At 30.4% G+C, this 15,844-nt stretch carries 18 protein-coding genes; all 18 read left to right on the forward strand.

The features are described from left to right. The first annotated feature begins 18 nt into the window (after positions 1-18). Positions 19-642: a 30S ribosomal protein S4 gene (rpsD, locus tag BET03_RS02900; protein WP_120167096.1), complete on the forward strand. Its 624-nt coding sequence runs from the start codon at positions 19-21 to the stop codon at positions 640-642. A gap of 65 nt (positions 643-707) precedes the next feature. After that, entirely contained in the window at positions 708-1,655 is a 948-nt protein-coding gene (locus BET03_RS02905) for a DNA-directed RNA polymerase subunit alpha (protein ID WP_120167098.1), read from the forward strand. Between the two features lie 21 nt (positions 1,656-1,676). After that, entirely contained in the window at positions 1,677-2,018 is a 342-nt protein-coding gene (rplQ, locus tag BET03_RS02910; protein WP_120167100.1) for a 50S ribosomal protein L17, read from the forward strand. 97 nt (positions 2,019-2,115) lie between these two features. Then, on the forward strand, positions 2,116-2,934 hold the full coding sequence (locus BET03_RS02915) for an energy-coupling factor transporter ATPase (protein ID WP_279230328.1): 819 nt from the start codon (positions 2,116-2,118) through the stop codon (positions 2,932-2,934). Then, positions 2,931-3,794 carry an energy-coupling factor transporter ATPase gene (locus BET03_RS02920; protein WP_120167104.1) on the forward strand — a complete coding sequence of 288 codons (864 nt, stop codon included), beginning with the start codon at positions 2,931-2,933 and terminating at the stop codon, positions 3,792-3,794. The genes BET03_RS02915 and BET03_RS02920 overlap by 4 nt, the downstream gene beginning before the upstream one ends. Then, positions 3,787-4,584, forward strand: coding sequence for an energy-coupling factor transporter transmembrane component T family protein (locus BET03_RS02925; RefSeq protein WP_120167106.1), 798 nt, complete (start codon positions 3,787-3,789; stop codon positions 4,582-4,584). Before BET03_RS02920 ends, BET03_RS02925 begins: the two co-directional genes overlap by 8 nt. Before the next feature lie 12 nt (positions 4,585-4,596). Next, complete coding sequence (gene truA / locus BET03_RS02930) at positions 4,597-5,346, forward strand: tRNA pseudouridine(38-40) synthase TruA (RefSeq protein ID WP_120167108.1); 750 nt, start codon at positions 4,597-4,599, stop codon at positions 5,344-5,346. Positions 5,347-5,465: 119 nt separating this feature from the next. Continuing rightward, positions 5,466-5,894 (forward strand): 50S ribosomal protein L13, encoded by a 429-nt coding sequence (rplM, locus tag BET03_RS02935; protein WP_120167110.1) that lies wholly within the window; start codon positions 5,466-5,468, stop codon positions 5,892-5,894. A 23-nt stretch (positions 5,895-5,917) separates the two neighbouring features. Beyond that, positions 5,918-6,310, forward strand: coding sequence for a 30S ribosomal protein S9 (gene rpsI / locus BET03_RS02940; protein WP_120167112.1), 393 nt, complete (start codon positions 5,918-5,920; stop codon positions 6,308-6,310). Positions 6,311-6,541: 231 nt separating this feature from the next. Further along, positions 6,542-7,651: a gluzincin family metallopeptidase gene (locus BET03_RS02945; protein ID WP_120167114.1), complete on the forward strand. Its 1,110-nt coding sequence runs from the start codon at positions 6,542-6,544 to the stop codon at positions 7,649-7,651. Between the two features lie 135 nt (positions 7,652-7,786). After that, positions 7,787-8,533 carry an N-acetylmuramoyl-L-alanine amidase CwlD gene (gene cwlD / locus BET03_RS02950; protein WP_120167116.1) on the forward strand — a complete coding sequence of 249 codons (747 nt, stop codon included), beginning with the start codon at positions 7,787-7,789 and terminating at the stop codon, positions 8,531-8,533. A gap of 99 nt (positions 8,534-8,632) precedes the next feature. After that, positions 8,633-10,042 (forward strand): AmmeMemoRadiSam system protein A, encoded by a 1,410-nt coding sequence (gene amrA / locus BET03_RS02955; protein ID WP_120167118.1) that lies wholly within the window; start codon positions 8,633-8,635, stop codon positions 10,040-10,042. A 204-nt stretch (positions 10,043-10,246) separates the two neighbouring features. Beyond that, positions 10,247-11,233 (forward strand): AmmeMemoRadiSam system radical SAM enzyme, encoded by a 987-nt coding sequence (gene amrS, locus BET03_RS02960; protein ID WP_183108696.1) that lies wholly within the window; start codon positions 10,247-10,249, stop codon positions 11,231-11,233. Between the two features lie 236 nt (positions 11,234-11,469). Then, complete coding sequence (locus BET03_RS02965) at positions 11,470-12,411, forward strand: DMT family transporter (RefSeq protein ID WP_120167122.1); 942 nt, start codon at positions 11,470-11,472, stop codon at positions 12,409-12,411. Positions 12,412-12,480: 69 nt separating this feature from the next. Continuing rightward, on the forward strand, positions 12,481-12,870 hold the full coding sequence (locus BET03_RS02970; RefSeq protein ID WP_120167124.1) for a hypothetical protein: 390 nt from the start codon (positions 12,481-12,483) through the stop codon (positions 12,868-12,870). Positions 12,871-13,068: 198 nt separating this feature from the next. Continuing rightward, a complete protein-coding gene (locus BET03_RS02975) occupies positions 13,069-14,163 on the forward strand; it encodes a PfkB family carbohydrate kinase (RefSeq protein WP_120167126.1) in 1,095 nt (364 codons plus the stop codon). Further along, positions 14,157-15,080: a pseudouridine-5'-phosphate glycosidase gene (locus tag BET03_RS02980; protein WP_120167128.1), complete on the forward strand. Its 924-nt coding sequence runs from the start codon at positions 14,157-14,159 to the stop codon at positions 15,078-15,080. Before BET03_RS02975 ends, BET03_RS02980 begins: the two co-directional genes overlap by 7 nt. Positions 15,081-15,212: 132 nt before the next feature. Continuing rightward, a complete protein-coding gene (locus BET03_RS02985; RefSeq protein ID WP_423246973.1) occupies positions 15,213-15,722 on the forward strand; it encodes an HPP family protein in 510 nt (169 codons plus the stop codon). The last annotated feature ends 122 nt before the right edge of the window (positions 15,723-15,844 follow it).

Below are 15,844 nucleotides of genomic sequence, written 5' to 3' on the forward strand. Positions count from 1 at the left end.
GTACAGGAGGTGTAAAGAATGGCAAGACATACAGGTCCAGTTTGTAGATTATGTCGTAGAGAGGGATTAAAACTATATCTAAAAGGTGAAAAATGTTATACAGATAAATGCCCAGTATCAAGAAGAAACTATGCGCCAGGTCAACATGGCAAGGCTAGAAAAAAATTATCAAACTTCGGAATGCAGTTAAGAGAGAAGCAAAAAGTGCGTAGATTCTATGGTGTTTCAGAGAAGAAGATGAGAAGATACTTTAAAGAAGCAGATAAGATGGACGGAATTACAGGTGAAAACCTATTAAAACTATTAGAATTAAGACTAGATAATGTAGTTTATAGATTAGGGTTAGCATCATCAAGACCTGAAGCAAGGCAATTAGTAAATCACGGACATTTCTTAGTAAATGGAAGAAAAGTAGATGTTGCATCATACAGAGCTACAGTTGGAGATGTTATTGAAGTTAAAGAGAAAAGTAAGAATTCGCCAAAGTTTAAAGAGTTAGTTGAAAAACATCAGGGAAAAACTCCACAGTGGTTAGAGTTAGACACTGAAAAAATGCAGGGTAAAGTAATTGCGGAACCAGCAAGAGAAGATATAGAGATACCAATTGAGGACCACTTAATAGTTGAGTTATATTCTAAGTAATAGACAAATTAGAATCAGTTGCCCTCGAAGCCATTAATAAGTTTATAAGGAGGGTTTAAATCAGAATGATTGAAATTGAAAAGCCAAAAGTTGAAATTATTGAGATGAGTGATGATAATACCTATGGAAAGTTTGTTTTAGAGCCATTAGAAAGAGGCTATGCAACTACATTAGGAAATTCAATGAGGAGAGTCTTACTTTCTTCATTACCTGGAGCTGCTGTTACATCAATTAAAATTGATGGGGTATTACACGAATTTTCTGCAATTCCTGGTGTTTTAGAGGATGTAACTGAAATAGTATTAAATATAAAAGATTTAGCTGCAATTATGCACAATGATGAGCCAGTAACATTAAAAATTGAGGCAGAAGGTGAAGGTAAAGTAACTGCAGGGGATATAATTGCTCCACCTGATGTGGAAATCTTAAGCAAAGATTTACACATTGCAACTCTTGAAAGTGATGGAAAACTGTATATGGAAATGGTAATGGAAAAAGGCAGGGGATATGTTCCTGCTGAATTAAATAAAAAAGAAGACCAAGCAATTGGTGTTATACCAATAGATTCAATTTTTACACCAGTTAAAAAAGTTAACTTTAAAACAGAGAATACAAGGGTAGGGCAAGTAACAGATTATGAAAGGTTAGTAATAGAATTATGGACAGATGGCACAATTAAACCTGATGAGGCAGTATCATTAGGTGCTAAGATTATGCATGAACACCTTAATCTATTTATAGATTTAACTGAACATGTAAATGATGTAGAAATAATGGTAGAAAAAGAAGAAGACAAAAAAGAGAAAGTATTAGAAATGACTATAGAAGAGCTAGATTTGTCAGTTAGATCATACAACTGTCTAAATAGAGCAGGTATTAACACTGTAGAAGAATTAACTCAAAAGACAGAAGAAGACATGATGAAGGTTAGAAATCTTGGTAAGAAATCCCTTGAAGAAGTAAAGAGTAAATTATCAGAGCTAGGATTAACCCTAAAGAAAAGCGAAGATTAATGGCAAAAGGAGGGATAGAAGATGGCTAAGCTGAGAAAATTAGGACGTACTACTGATCACAGAAAAGCTATGTTAAGAAACCTAGTTACCAGCTTATTAAAAAATGGAAGAATAGAAACAACAGTTGCTAAAGCTAAAGAAACTAGACGTTTAGCTGAAAAGATGATAACTCTTGCCAAAAGAGGAGATTTACACGCAAGACGTCAAGTACTTGCTTTTATATATGATGAAACTGTTGTGAAGACATTATTTGATGAGATAGCTCCAAAATATGAGGATAGAAATGGTGGGTATACTAGAATTTTAAAGCTAGGACCACGTAGAGGCGACGGTGCCGAAATGGCTATAATTGAATTAGTGTAGATTTGTAAAGGGGATTAAGTTGTCGCGGCTGCACTTAGTCCCTATTTTCTTAAAGATTTTTTATTCATGTAAAAGAAGGGATATTATGTCAGATGTAATGATCAAGCTGGAGAATGTTACCTATAAATATGAAAGTAATGAAAATGAAGGGGTAGTAGCCCTAAATGGTATAAACCTGTCCATAAACAAGGGAGAATTTGTAGTTATACTAGGACATAACGGTTCAGGAAAATCTACTTTAGCAAAGCTTATAAATGCTTTAATTGTCCCAACTAGTGGAAAAGTTTACGTAAATGGAATGGATACACAAGATGAAGAAAATATATGGCATATTAGAAGAACAGCAGGCATGGTGTTTCAAAATCCAGACAACCAGTTAGTAGCCACAATCGTAGAAGAAGATGTGGCCTTTGGGCCAGAAAACCTAGGTATACACCCTAAAGAAATACGAAAACGTGTAAACGAAGCTTTAACTGCAGTAGAAATGGAAGAATACAAAGATTATGCCCCACATCTTTTGTCAGGAGGACAAAAACAGAGAATTGCTATAGCTGGTGTATTGGCAATGAAACCAGAATGTATAATATTGGATGAGCCAACAGCTATGCTTGACCCTTCTGGCAGGAAAGAAGTTATAAATACTATTAAAAAATTAAATAGAGAAGAAAATAAGACTATAGTTCATATAACACATTATATGGATGAAGCAGTTGAAGCAGACAGAGTAATTGTAATGGAGAAAGGAAACATAATACTTGAGGGTACTCCTAAAACAGTTTTTAGCCAAGTAGAAAAGGTAAAGCAAATTGGATTAGATGTACCTCAAGTAACAGAATTAGCATATATGTTAAGAAAAGAAGGGATAGATATACCACAGAATATTTTAACTATAGAGGAACTGGTGAGTGCTTTATGATAATAAAAGTTGAAGGCCTTACACATATTTATAATCCAAATAGCCCCTTTGAAACTAAGGCACTAGATAATGTAAACCTTGAAATAGCAAAAGGGGAATTTGTCGGTTTAATAGGACATACAGGCTCGGGTAAATCTACACTAATACAACATTTAAATGGATTAATTAAACCAACATCAGGCAAAGTTATTATTGATGGTGTAGACATATCTGCTGAGGGTGCAAACCTTAAGGATATAAGACAAAAGGTAGGGCTAGTATTCCAATATCCTGAACATCAGCTCTTTGAAGAAACCATATATAAAGATGTTGCTTTTGGTCCTATAAACTTAGGTTTATCAGAGGAAGAGGTAGATAAAAGAGTAAAGGAAGCCATTGAGCTTGTTGGGCTTAATTATGATAAAATTAAAAATAGATCTCCCTTTGAATTAAGTGGAGGGCAAAAAAGAAGAGTAGCAATAGCTGGTGTACTGGCAATGGAGCCTGAGGTTCTTATATTAGATGAACCTACAGCAGGGTTAGATCCAAAGGGAAGGGATGAAATATTAAAACAGATAAAAAAATTACATCAAGATTTTAATATGACAATAATCTTGGTATCACATAGTATGGAAGATATAGCCCGTCTAGTAGATAAGATAATTGTAATGCACAAAGGTAGAGTATCAATTGTAGGAAAACCGAAAGATGTATTCAAAAAAGCAGATGAACTAGAAGAATTAGGGCTAGGAGTACCTCAAGTTACTTATTTTATGAGGGAGCTAAAGAAAAGAGGAAAAAAAGTAAGGGACGATATTATAACAGTAGAAGATGCAAAAGAGGAGATTTTGCGTCTTTTAAGGGGAAATGGTAATGCTTAAAAATATTACTATAGGTCAGTATTTTCCTGGGAATACAGTTATCCATAAATTAGATCCTAGGATAAAGATAATCATTACCTTGTTATTCATAATTTCTTTATTTATTATAGACAATTTTTTACCATATCTATTTGTTTCTATTTTTATTTTTACTTCTATATTTATTTCAAAAGTACCGTTTAAATTCATTTTAAAAGGATTAAAGCCTCTCTTTTTTATAATATTAATTACTTTTATCATAAATGTTTTCATGACAAAGGGTGAGATTCTTTTTGAAATTGGACCTTTGGATGTAACAAAAGAAGGATTAAAACTGGCAACATTTATGGCATTAAGACTTATTTTCTTGATAATTGGAACTTCATTGCTTACTCTAACCACATCGCCCATTTCATTAACAGATGGTATAGAAAGATTACTAAATCCTTTTAAAAGGATTGGTGTGCCAGCCCACGAGTTGGCAATGATGATGACTATAGCATTAAGGTTTATACCAACCCTTTTAGAGGAAACAGATAAGATAATGAAAGCTCAGATGGCAAGAGGGGCAGATTTTGAAAGTGGAAATGTATTAAAAAGGGCTAAAAGTTTAGTACCCCTATTAGTTCCGTTGTTTATAAGTGCCTTTAGAAGGGCTGATGAATTAGCACTAGCTATGGAAGCTAGGTGCTATAGAGGTGGAGAAAATAGAACTAGAATGAAGCAGCTTATCTTAAGCAGAAGGGATTATATAGCTTTAGGTATAAGTATTCTTCTTCTAGGGTTAATAATAGTAGATAGGCTTCTATAAGAGGGGTTTTTAATGCGAAATATAAAGTTAACTATTGAATATGATGGTACAAGATACTGTGGATGGCAAATTCAACCTGATAATATAACAATTCAAGAAGAACTAGAAAAAGCAATAACAAAAATAACTAAAGAAAAAATAAAGCTTATTGGTTCTGGTAGAACAGATAGTGGTGTTCATGCTAGGGGACAAGTTGCAAACTTTTATACAAAGTCACGTGTTCCAGCACAAAAATTTAAGTTAGCCATAAACAGCTTACTTCCAAAGGACATCGCAGTATTAGAATCTGAAGAAGTAGAAAAAGATTTTCATGCTAGATTTTCGGCAAAGGGTAAAGAATATAAATATCTTATATATAATAACAAGATTAGAAGTCCTTTGCTTAGAAATTATACTTATCATGTACCTTATAGTCTCAATGTAGAAAAAATGAAAAAAGCAGCAACACATATTATTGGAACACATGATTTTAAAGCGTTTATGTCCTCTGGTAGCTCAGTTAAGGATACAGTAAGGACAATACATAGTCTTTCTATTGAAGAAAGACCTGAAAATATTATAGAAATAAGAATAAAGGGTAATGGTTTCTTATATAATATGGTTAGAATAATAACAGGAACATTAATAGAAGTTGGAACAGATAAAATACCTGTGGATGATATATCTGAAATAATTAATTCCCAAAATAGAAGTAAAGCAGGACATACAGCACCACCACAAGGTCTTTATTTAGAAAGAGTATTTTATAGGGAAACATCTTGACACACTAGGCGCCTTGTATTACAATAAAAGGAGTGTTAAGACAATTAAAATCCACTAGCCCCGGATTTTAATATATAAATCGTCAATAGCAAACACCTAGAAGTAGGGAGGGAAAAAGGGTGAAGAGCTTTATAGCAAAACCAAATGAAATTGAGAGAAAATGGTATATAATAGATGCAGAAGGAAAAACATTAGGTAGACTTGCTAGTGAAGTTGCTAAAATATTAAGAGGTAAACACAAGCCTACTTATACGCCACATGTAGATACAGGAGATTTTGTAATAGTGTTAAATGCTGAAAAAGTAGTTTTAACAGGAAGAAAATTAGACCAAAAAATGTACAGATATCATACTGGACATCCAGGAGGATTAAGAGAAATACCATATAAGAAGTTAATGAAGGAAGATCCTGAAAAAGCTGTATTTGCAGCAGTAAGAGGCATGCTTCCTAAAAATAGTTTAGGAAGAAAAATGCTTAAGAAATTAAGAGTATATAGAGGTACAGAACATAATCATCAAGCTCAAAAGCCTGAAGTATATGAAATATAGAGTTCAGGAGAGGAGGACTGTAAGTGGCTAAAGTACAATATTATGGAACAGGTAGAAGAAAAAAATCTGTTGCAAGAGTTAGATTAGTTCCAGGTGAAGGGAACATTACTATAAATAAAAGAAATATAGATGATTATTTCAACTATGAAACTTTAAAAAATATAGCTAAAGAACCACTAGTAATTACAGATACTTTAGGAAAGTATGATGTTCTAGTTAATGTTAATGGTGGAGGATTTACTGGCCAAGCAGGAGCAATAAGACATGGTATAGCAAGAGCACTATTAAAAGCTGATAAAGAACTAAGACCAGTACTAAAGAAAGCAGGAATGTTAACAAGAGACCCAAGAATGAAAGAAAGAAAGAAGTACGGTTTAAAGAAAGCAAGACGTGCACCACAATTCTCAAAGAGATAAAAAAAACACTGGACATTTGTCCAGTGTTTTTTTATTTTATACCAAAGATTGTTAACAAATTCTTGGCGAATGAAAACAGGGACGGTTCTCTTTTTCACAAATGGAAATATATAGAAATAACTAAAATTAAGAAAAATTTATAGCTTTGTAATTATCTTAAATTTAAATAGTATAATAAAGTAGTAGTAAAAATAAAATTATAATATGAAAAAATATGGAGGATAAATATAAATGAGAGTAAAGAAAAGATTTTTACTTATTATTGTTGTTTTACTACTACTTTCTGCATGCGGTCAAAAAGAGAAAGCTGATAGTATTAAAACACTTATTAATACTCAAATTAAAGCCATAAAAACAGGAGACTTAGCCCTCTACATTAGTACACTTGATAAAAGTAAACCAGAATACATAGCAGAAAAGAAAAGCTGGTTTAGAGACCTTCAGAATAATAATATTAAAAATTTTAAAATTAAAATAATAAATATTAATAAAATAAGTGATAATAAAAAACTGGCTAAATTAAAGCAAACATATAGATTTAAGGATAAAATATATAGCTTGATGTATACAGTAAAATATATTAAAAAAGGAGATAAGTGGGTAGATTCTGACTTAAATTTTGAAACTATACAAACAAAGAATTTTGTAATTAATTATCCACAGGGTAATATTAAATACGCAAAATTAGCTGCTGAAGGGGCAGAAAGGGCTTATAAGATAATAACAGATAGATTAGGTGTTAAGCCAGATGATAGGACTGTTATAAAGCTTTATGAGGATAAAGAATTACTTAGACAGTCAGTAAAACTATCCTTTGCCTGGCAATTTGCTGGATGGTATGAATACCCTGAATCGATTAAAACTATGATATATGACTCCAGTGATGTATATAGAAATATTGTTGCCCATGAATTGGTTCACAAAATAACCATAGCTGAATCAAAAAATAACATGCCCTATTGGTTTGGGGAAGGTTTAGCAGTTTATTTCACTGAATTTCAAAACAATGATATAAACACTTTTAGAAATATTAAAAAAGAAAATTTTTGGGATATAAAAGAACTAGAGAAATTAAATTTAGAAAATATGACTAATCAAGAAAACATAAGGAAATATTATCTATCTTCTGGAATTATTGTAGGTTTCATTTGTAATGAGTATGGTAAGGATAGTTTACTAGAGATTATTAGAGAACTAGGAAAGTTTGAGTATGCAGAAGGGACAGCAGCAGAAGTTGACGGTATATCTATAAAACGATTCCACAAAGTAATTCCTAAGGTGTTAGGTATAAATATTGATGAATTAAATAATAAATATAGAAAATGGATAGGTAATTACTAAAAAATCGAGGGAAGGGAGCTTCCCTCGATTTTTTATATACAAATTAACCTTAATATACCGTTAAATTCTCATTATTGTAATAAAAATATACTTATTAAAAATATTATAGTATGTAAGGTATTTTGGGGGGATTATATGAAAATTATAATTATTAGGAAAAAAGTGCTTATTTTGATACCCTTTATATTAATAAGTGTAATATTTTTTTACAATAATAATCAAGAAGTAGTACCAGCTGCTTTTTTACCTATAACTGATAAGGTTATAGCTATTGATCCAGGACATGGTGGCGTAGACCCAGGAGCAGTAGGTAACATAGGAAAAAATGAGGATGATATTAATTTAGAGATTGCTTTAAGGTTAAGGAGACTAATTGAACAAAGTGGAGGTAAGGTTATATTAACAAGGGAAGAAGATGAAGGATTATATACTGATAAATCAAAGACATATAGACAGAAGAAAAATGAGGATTTAAGGAATAGAAAAATACTAGTTAACTCTAGTAATCCTGACATCTTTTTGACTATACATCTAAATAGTTTTAGACAATCTAAATATTATGGGGCACAGACCTTTTATAAAAAGGGTTGTGAAAAGAGTAAAAAATTAGCTACTATAATTCAAGAAGAATTAAGAAATATACTAGATAAAAATAATAAAAGGGTTCCACAAGCTAGGGATAGTATATATCTATTAAGAGAAGTTAAAGCACCAACAGTTTTAATAGAATGTGGTTTTTTATCCAATCCAAGGGAAGAAAAGCTATTAAATGAACCTAAGTATCAAGAAAAGGTTGCATGGGCAATTTATATAGGTTTAGTTAGATATTTCAAAGAAATAGAAGAAGATGAAACATTAGCTGAAATTAATAACTATAACTAAAGTAAAAAAATCTACATAAGAAGAATCTATACAAAATGAATAATTTAAACTAAATTAAGGGTATCATTACTATAGAAGAATAATAACAGGAGGGATACCATGGGAAAAATATTAGGCACATATTTACTACCTCATCCTCCCATAATAGTACCTGATATAGGTAAGGGTGAAGAGGCTAAAACAGCAAATACTATAAGAACTATTAAGCAAGTAGCAGAGGATATTAGCAAGAAAAAACCAACTACAATAGTTTTGGTAACTCCTCATGGACCACTTTTTAGGGATGCTATAAGTATATCTAATATAGAGAATTTAGAGGGGAGCTTTGAAAAATTTGGTGCAGGCAATATTAAATTAAGCTTCAAGAATAACTTAACATTAGTAAAAGATATAATTTCTAGGGCTTCTAAGAAGGATATTGTTACTGCAGCTGTTGATGAGGAGTTTGCTAATGATTATAATCTAGATTTAAATTTAGATCATGGAGCTTTAGTTCCTCTCTATTTCATAAATAACGAGTACAAGAATTTTAAATTAATTCATATAACCTATGGATTACTTTCTCCAGTTGAAATATATAAATTTGGAATGTCAATAAAAGAGGCTGTGGAAAATAGTGATGAGAATGTAGTTTTTATAGCAAGTGGAGATTTATCTCATAAACTTACTAAAGGTGCACCGGCAGGATATAATATAAGAGGAAAGGAATTTGATGAAGAACTTGTTAAACTTTTAGAAAAGGGCGATATTGAAGAAATAATGAAATTAGATTTAAAACTAGCTGAAGCTGCAGGAGAATGTGGACTTCGTTCTATTATGATGATGTGTGGAGTTTTAGATGGTTATAAGACATTATCAGAGGTACTTTCTTACGAAGGTCCCTTTGGAGTAGGATATTGTGTATGTGTATTTGATATACTAGATAAATCTGATAAACATAAAAGGCTAGATAAAATAATTAAAAATAAAGATGAAATGATAGCTTCAGTTAGAAAAATGGAAGATGAATTTGTACAACTAGCTAGGGAAAGCCTAGAATATTATGTTAAAAATAAAAAAATAATAGATATACCAAAAAATATAAGTGAAAAACTTATAAATAATAAAGCTGGGGTATTTGTATCAATTAAAAAGAATGGAAAACTGAGAGGATGTATTGGTACAATAGCTCCTACAGAAGATAATATTGCAAAGGAAATTGTAAAAAATGCTATTAAAGCAGGTATTGAAGATCCAAGGTTTTATCCTGTTGATGAAGATGAATTAGATGATTTAATTTATTCAGTAGATATCTTAAAGGAACCAGAACCAATAAATTCTATAGATCAGCTTGATGTATCCAAATATGGAGTTATAGTAAGAAGTGGTCATAGATCAGGTTTATTATTACCAAATATTGAGGGAGTAGATACTCCAGAGCAACAGGTTGCAATAGCATTGCAAAAAGCAGGAATAAGTCCTTCTGAGGGATACATTATGGAAAGATTTGAAGTAGAAAGACATTACTGATATATTAATAAGCAAAGTATATCTTAAGATGTGGATAAGTTGTTGAATAAGGGTGGACAATTTTAATTTATAAATCAACAAAGTGTGGAAAAAGAAGAACAAACCCCTTAAATTAGACAATTATAGACACTAAAAAATTAACAAAAAGTTATCCACTATGGGTTGTGGATAATGTGGATAACGTGGATAAAAAGGGGAGTTATCATGAAATTAAAAAAAGAAGCATTTTTTTATGAAAAGTTAGAAAATAATAGGGTCAAGTGTTATCTTTGTCCACATGGATGTAATATAAGAGAAGGTAATATTGGTATATGTAGAGTAAGAAAAAACGATAATGGAAAGTTATATACATTAAACTATGGACAAATTACATCATATGCCTATGATCCTATAGAAAAGAAACCTCTTTATCATTTTTATCCGGGGAAAAATATTTTTTCTATAGGAAGTTTTGGCTGTAATTTAAAGTGTAGTTTCTGCCAAAATTGGCAGATAGCCCATGAAACTCCACCTGCCCAATGGGCTAAACCAAAGGATTTAATAACACTTGCAAATAGAAATAATTCAATAGGGATAGCTTATACATATAATGAACCATCTATTTGGTATGAATTTGTATTAGAGACAGCAAATGAAGCCAAGAAAAACAACTTAAAAAATGTACTTGTTACTAATGGGTATATTCAGGAAGAACCTTTAAAAAAACTTCTTCCTTATATTGATGCTATGAATATTGATGTTAAGTCATTTAGCAATAAATATTATAAAGAATTATGTGGAGGAGAATTAGAACCTGTATTAAGAACAGTAGAGATTGCAAACAAATCAGTTTTAGTTGAGATTACCACTTTAATTGTTCAGGATGAAAATGATGATTTAGAAAACCTAGAAAAGCTGTTTAAATGGATTTCTAGTATTGATAAAGAAATACCACTTCATCTTACAAGATATTATCCTTCATATAAACTTAAAAATGAAGCCACAAAAATTGAAACAATAGTTAAGGCAAAAGATATAGCTAAGAAATATCTAGACTATGTATATATAGGGAACGTTTGGGGGGTAGATAGAAATACTTATTGCCCAAATTGTAAAGCATTAATAGTTGACAGAACGACTGAAGGTAAAGTAGTAGACTTAGAAGGAGAAAAGTGTAAAGAATGTGGTTATAAAATAAATATAGTAAATTGATTTAAAAAGCTGATGGTTTTAATCCATTAGCTTTTTTATTGTACATAATACATTAACTATCAAACTTCATTAAAATTCAACATTTACAATTTTGAAATTAAAATAATTTTTTTCAATTTCCCTGGAAATAATCTTTCAATCGACAATATATATTATATTTTTATTTTTGTGTTGTATGAAACTAAGAATCATGCTAAAATCTAGAATGAATTAATAAAGAATAGAAGGAGATTATTATGGAACTAAGAAAAGTATTTACAGTAAAAAAGTACAGTATATTGACAGCTTTATTCTGTTCAATTTTATGGGGCAGTGCCTTTCCAGTACTAAAAATAAGCTATACTGAACTAAATATTTCACCGGAAAATATATATGCTAAAGTTTTATTTGCGGGAATGAGATTTTTTATTGCATCAGTTTTACTTATTTTTATGACTTCCTTCTACATACAAGAATCGAAAAAAATTAATAAAAATATTTTATTACAGCTTTTCTTATTAGGAATACTTCAAACGACTTTACAGTATTTCTTTTTTTATAATGGTTTATCTAATACAACAGGTATAAAAGGAGCTGTTTTAACAGCCAGTGGTTCTTTTTTTGTGGTAGTATTAGCACACATAGTCTATCATGATGATAAAATGGATCTAAAAAAGATAATAGGACTTATTTCTGGTTTTGGAGGGGTTATATTAATTAATTGGGAAAGACAAGGTTTAGATTTTAGTTTTTCGTTATTTGGTGAAGGGTTTTTGTTATTTAGCGCATTAGTGAGTAGCTTTGGTACTATTTTGGCTAAAAACTTATCAAGAAAGGTACATCCATTTACTGTTACAGGATTACAAATGTTTATAGGGTCAGTTATTTTACTACTTATAGGTTTAATAGGAACAGAAGGCAAACTTTTAGCTTTTACACCTAAGGCTTGGCTATTACTTATATATGCTTCATTTTTATCTGCTACAGCCTTTGCATTATGGTATTCATTACTTAAGTATAATAAAGCAGGTGAGATTACTATATATAAATTTATGATACCTGTATCTGGCTCATTACTGTCATCTATTTTTTTACCAGATGAAAAGTTGACTAATTTTATATTAATATCACTAATTTTAGTCTCCTTAGGAATAGTATCTATAAACTATGAAAAAAAACGGGAAAAATCTGTACAATGATATAGAAATTATAATGTGAGAAATATCATAATTGAAAATAATAGTAAATGATATAATATTTAAGAATATATGAGAAATAACTGTATTGATTATCATGAAATCGCTGTAAATTCAATGGAAGAAACAAAAAAAGCTGTAGAAGAACAGAATAAAGCAGTGGAAGATACAGAAAATATTTTTTCAGAGATTTCAAATTCAATAAATGAATTGATTGATAAAGTTCAACAGGTAACAGACTCTAATATCAAAATGTCAGACAAGAAAAATAAAATAATAGCAATGATTGAGAATCTTTCTGCTATAGCTGAAGAAACTTCTGCATCTACCCAGGAAGTATCGGCTTCAACAGAAGAACAGGCAGCATCAATAGAGGAAGTATCAAATTATGCAGGAGATTTAAGAGAGCTTTCTAAAGACCTTCGTAATATTGTAAATAAATTTAAGACAGAAAGTAATTAATTAATATAAAGCTGATAGATTTTATATCTGTCGGCTTTCTTTTTTAAGATAAGTATATTTGTCATAGTATAGAAATACTAAAAAAGGACTAGTAGAAACCAAATATTGTAAAAAAATAACATTTACATCTTTACGAATAAACTGAAATGTGTTATCATAAACATAAGTTGAAAAAATAAGCAAAAGTTTGGTGATACTATGACTAATAGAGAAAAGGAAATATTTGAGCTAATAAAAAAAGATCCTATGATTTCTCAAAAAGAAATAGCAGATGCTTTAGGAATTGCTAGGTCTTCAGTAGCAGTCCATATTACAAACCTAATAAAAAAGGGATATATAGCTGGAAAAGGATATATTGTAAAAGAAAAGGATTATGTAACAGTAATCGGTGGAGCAAATATAGATATACAAGGATTTCCTAAAAATAAACTAATTATTGAGGACTCAAACCCAGGAGAGGTTAAACTTTCACTAGGTGGGGTAGGAAGGAATATTGCTGAAAATACTACTAAATTAGGAGTACATACAAAGCTTATAACAGCAGTAGGTGATGATATATATGGTAATAAGATTATAGATGAGTGTAAGCTATCAGGTATAAATGTAGAACATTCCCTTATATTAAGGGGATTTTCAACCTCTACCTATTTATCAATTTTAGATGAAAATAGAAATATGAAGGTTGCCATATCAGATATGGATATATTTGACAATATAACTACTGATTTTATTAAAGAGAAATCATATGCAATAAAAAATTCAAAAATTATAATTCTGGATACAAATTTACCTAAGGAAGTTATAGAGTTTATAGTAACTAATTTCAAAGATAAGATCTTTTTTATCGATACTGTTTCAACATCAAAGTGTGAAAAGGTAAGAGATATTATTGGATATTTTCATACAATAAAACCAAATAAAATGGAGGCAGAGGTTCTAACAGGTATAGAAATAAATAATAAAAGAGATTTAGAAAATGCAGCAGAATACTTTTTAAATAAAGGAGTTAAAAGGGTTTTCATAACCCTTGGAAGAGAAGGTGTATATTATAGTGATGGTAAAAATAGTGGAATGTTAAAACCACCTAATATTAGAGTAGTAAATTCTACAGGTGCAGGGGATGCCTTTGTGGCAGGACTGATTTTTAGCTACTTAAATAACTATCCTCTAGAATACACAGTTAAATTTGCTATGTCATCTGCAATAGTAGCACTAAAGCATGAAAACACTATAAATCCTAATATGTCTGTTGAAAGTGTTAAAAGAAAACTAAAGGAGTTGAAGTTATGTTAGAAAAATATTTAGATATTAAACCAGAAGTACAAGAGGCTATATCTATGGGGAAGCCTATTGTTGCTTTAGAGTCAACAATTATATCACATGGAATGCCTTATCCTGAGAATGTTAAAACAGCATTAAATGTTGAAAATATAGTAAGGGAAAATGGTGCTATTCCTGCAACTATTGGTATAATAAAGGGTAAACTAAAGGTAGGCTTAACAAAGGCTGAAATAGAGTATTTAGGGCAAACAGAAGGTGTAGTAAAAACTAGTAGGAGAGATATACCATTTATACTGGCTAAAGGTCTTGATGGAGCTACTACAGTAGCATCAACCATGATAATTTCTGCATTAGCGGGTATTAAGATTTTTGTAACAGGTGGAATTGGTGGAGTACATAGAAGGGCACAGGAGACCTTTGATATTTCAGCAGATCTTCAGGAACTTGCTAAGACAAATGTTGCAGTTGTATGTGCAGGGGCAAAGTCAATTCTTGATATTGGCCTTACCTTAGAATATTTAGAAACTCATGGAGTACCGGTAGTTGGCTATAAAACAGAAGAGTTTCCTGCATTTTACACAAGGAAAAGTGGATATAAAGTAGATTACATGGTAGATTCACCAAAAGAATTAGCTAAAGCAATAAAAGCAAAATGGGACTTAAATTTAAAAGGTGGTTTAGTAATAGGCAATCCAATACCGGAAGAATTTGAAATGGACTATGGCTTGATAAATAGGGCTATAAATGATTCTATTAATGAAGCTGAGAAAATAGGTATAAAGGGAAAAGAGATTACCCCATTTTTACTTTCTAAAATTAAAGATATTACATCTGGACAAAGTCTAAAATCTAATATACAACTTGTATATAATAATGCTAAATTAGGGGCTAAATTAGCAGTAGAGTTAGCTAAATTGAAGAATAAATAATATAAAACTACTTAAATTCAATTGTTATCAAGTATTAAATTATGTTAAATTTTTATCTTTAAAAACATAAAAATATATGATATATTTTAAAAGTAAAGGTTTTCCAAAATAATGTAGAAGGGTTGTGTAATTATCCAGCTATTTGATAAAAAGGCTAAACCAAATTTAAAAAGATATATATTACAATGTAGTTTAGCTACCTTTACAATACTTTTAACATTATTAATATTTAATCTTTTTACACAGGGGACTATAATTGCTAGTTTAGGGGCTACTACATTTATTGTCTTTACTATACCCAGTAGTTACACATCCCAATCTAGGAATGTAATTGGAGGATATATTGTTGGTATAATAATAGGAATAATATTTCATTTATTATCATTGGAGATGGCTTCTTTGCTAAAAGATATGTCTATTAGAGTAATATATATTTTTTTAGGGTCAATAGCTGTTGGAATTACTATATTACTTATGACTATAACTAATACAGAACATCCCCCAGCAGTAGGCATGTCTTTAGGACTTGTATTAAGTAAGTGGAGCTATATAACTATTATGACTATTTTATTTTGTGTAGTTTTTATGTGGTTAGTAAAAATATTATTAGTTAAAAAGGACTTACTTATTGATTTAAAGTAAGTTTAGAAATAGATTATTTAATGAAACCTGATGGATTTATAAATCCATCAGGTTTTTTTATAACACAGAGGAAATTTTAATCAAATAAAAATTGTGGATAAAATATAATTTCCGTTATGTGT

It is taken from the genome of Thermohalobacter berrensis (genome assembly GCF_003609645.1).
In the GTDB taxonomy this organism is placed as follows: Bacteria; Bacillota; Clostridia; order Tissierellales; family Thermohalobacteraceae; genus Thermohalobacter; species Thermohalobacter berrensis.

Excerpts from the sequence above, each read along its gene's own strand:
- rpsD (WP_120167096.1), top strand. The coding sequence starts at position 19 with ATGGCAAGACATACAGGTCCAGTTTGTAGATTATGTCGTAGAGAGGGA.
- BET03_RS02905 (WP_120167098.1), top strand. The coding sequence starts at position 708 with ATGATTGAAATTGAAAAGCCAAAAGTTGAAATTATTGAGATGAGTGAT.
- rplQ (WP_120167100.1), top strand. The coding sequence starts at position 1,677 with ATGGCTAAGCTGAGAAAATTAGGACGTACTACTGATCACAGAAAAGCT.
- BET03_RS02915 (WP_279230328.1), top strand. The coding sequence starts at position 2,116 with ATGATCAAGCTGGAGAATGTTACCTATAAATATGAAAGTAATGAAAAT.
- BET03_RS02920 (WP_120167104.1), top strand. The coding sequence starts at position 2,931 with ATGATAATAAAAGTTGAAGGCCTTACACATATTTATAATCCAAATAGC.
- BET03_RS02925 (WP_120167106.1), top strand. The coding sequence starts at position 3,787 with ATGCTTAAAAATATTACTATAGGTCAGTATTTTCCTGGGAATACAGTT.
- truA (WP_120167108.1), top strand. The coding sequence starts at position 4,597 with ATGCGAAATATAAAGTTAACTATTGAATATGATGGTACAAGATACTGT.
- BET03_RS02945 (WP_120167114.1), top strand. The coding sequence starts at position 6,542 with ATGAGAGTAAAGAAAAGATTTTTACTTATTATTGTTGTTTTACTACTA.
- cwlD (WP_120167116.1), top strand. The coding sequence starts at position 7,787 with ATGAAAATTATAATTATTAGGAAAAAAGTGCTTATTTTGATACCCTTT.
- amrA (WP_120167118.1), top strand. The coding sequence starts at position 8,633 with ATGGGAAAAATATTAGGCACATATTTACTACCTCATCCTCCCATAATA.
- amrS (WP_183108696.1), top strand. The coding sequence starts at position 10,247 with ATGAAATTAAAAAAAGAAGCATTTTTTTATGAAAAGTTAGAAAATAAT.
- BET03_RS02965 (WP_120167122.1), top strand. The coding sequence starts at position 11,470 with ATGGAACTAAGAAAAGTATTTACAGTAAAAAAGTACAGTATATTGACA.
- BET03_RS02970 (WP_120167124.1), top strand. The coding sequence starts at position 12,481 with ATGAGAAATAACTGTATTGATTATCATGAAATCGCTGTAAATTCAATG.
- BET03_RS02975 (WP_120167126.1), top strand. The coding sequence starts at position 13,069 with ATGACTAATAGAGAAAAGGAAATATTTGAGCTAATAAAAAAAGATCCT.
- BET03_RS02980 (WP_120167128.1), top strand. The coding sequence starts at position 14,157 with ATGTTAGAAAAATATTTAGATATTAAACCAGAAGTACAAGAGGCTATA.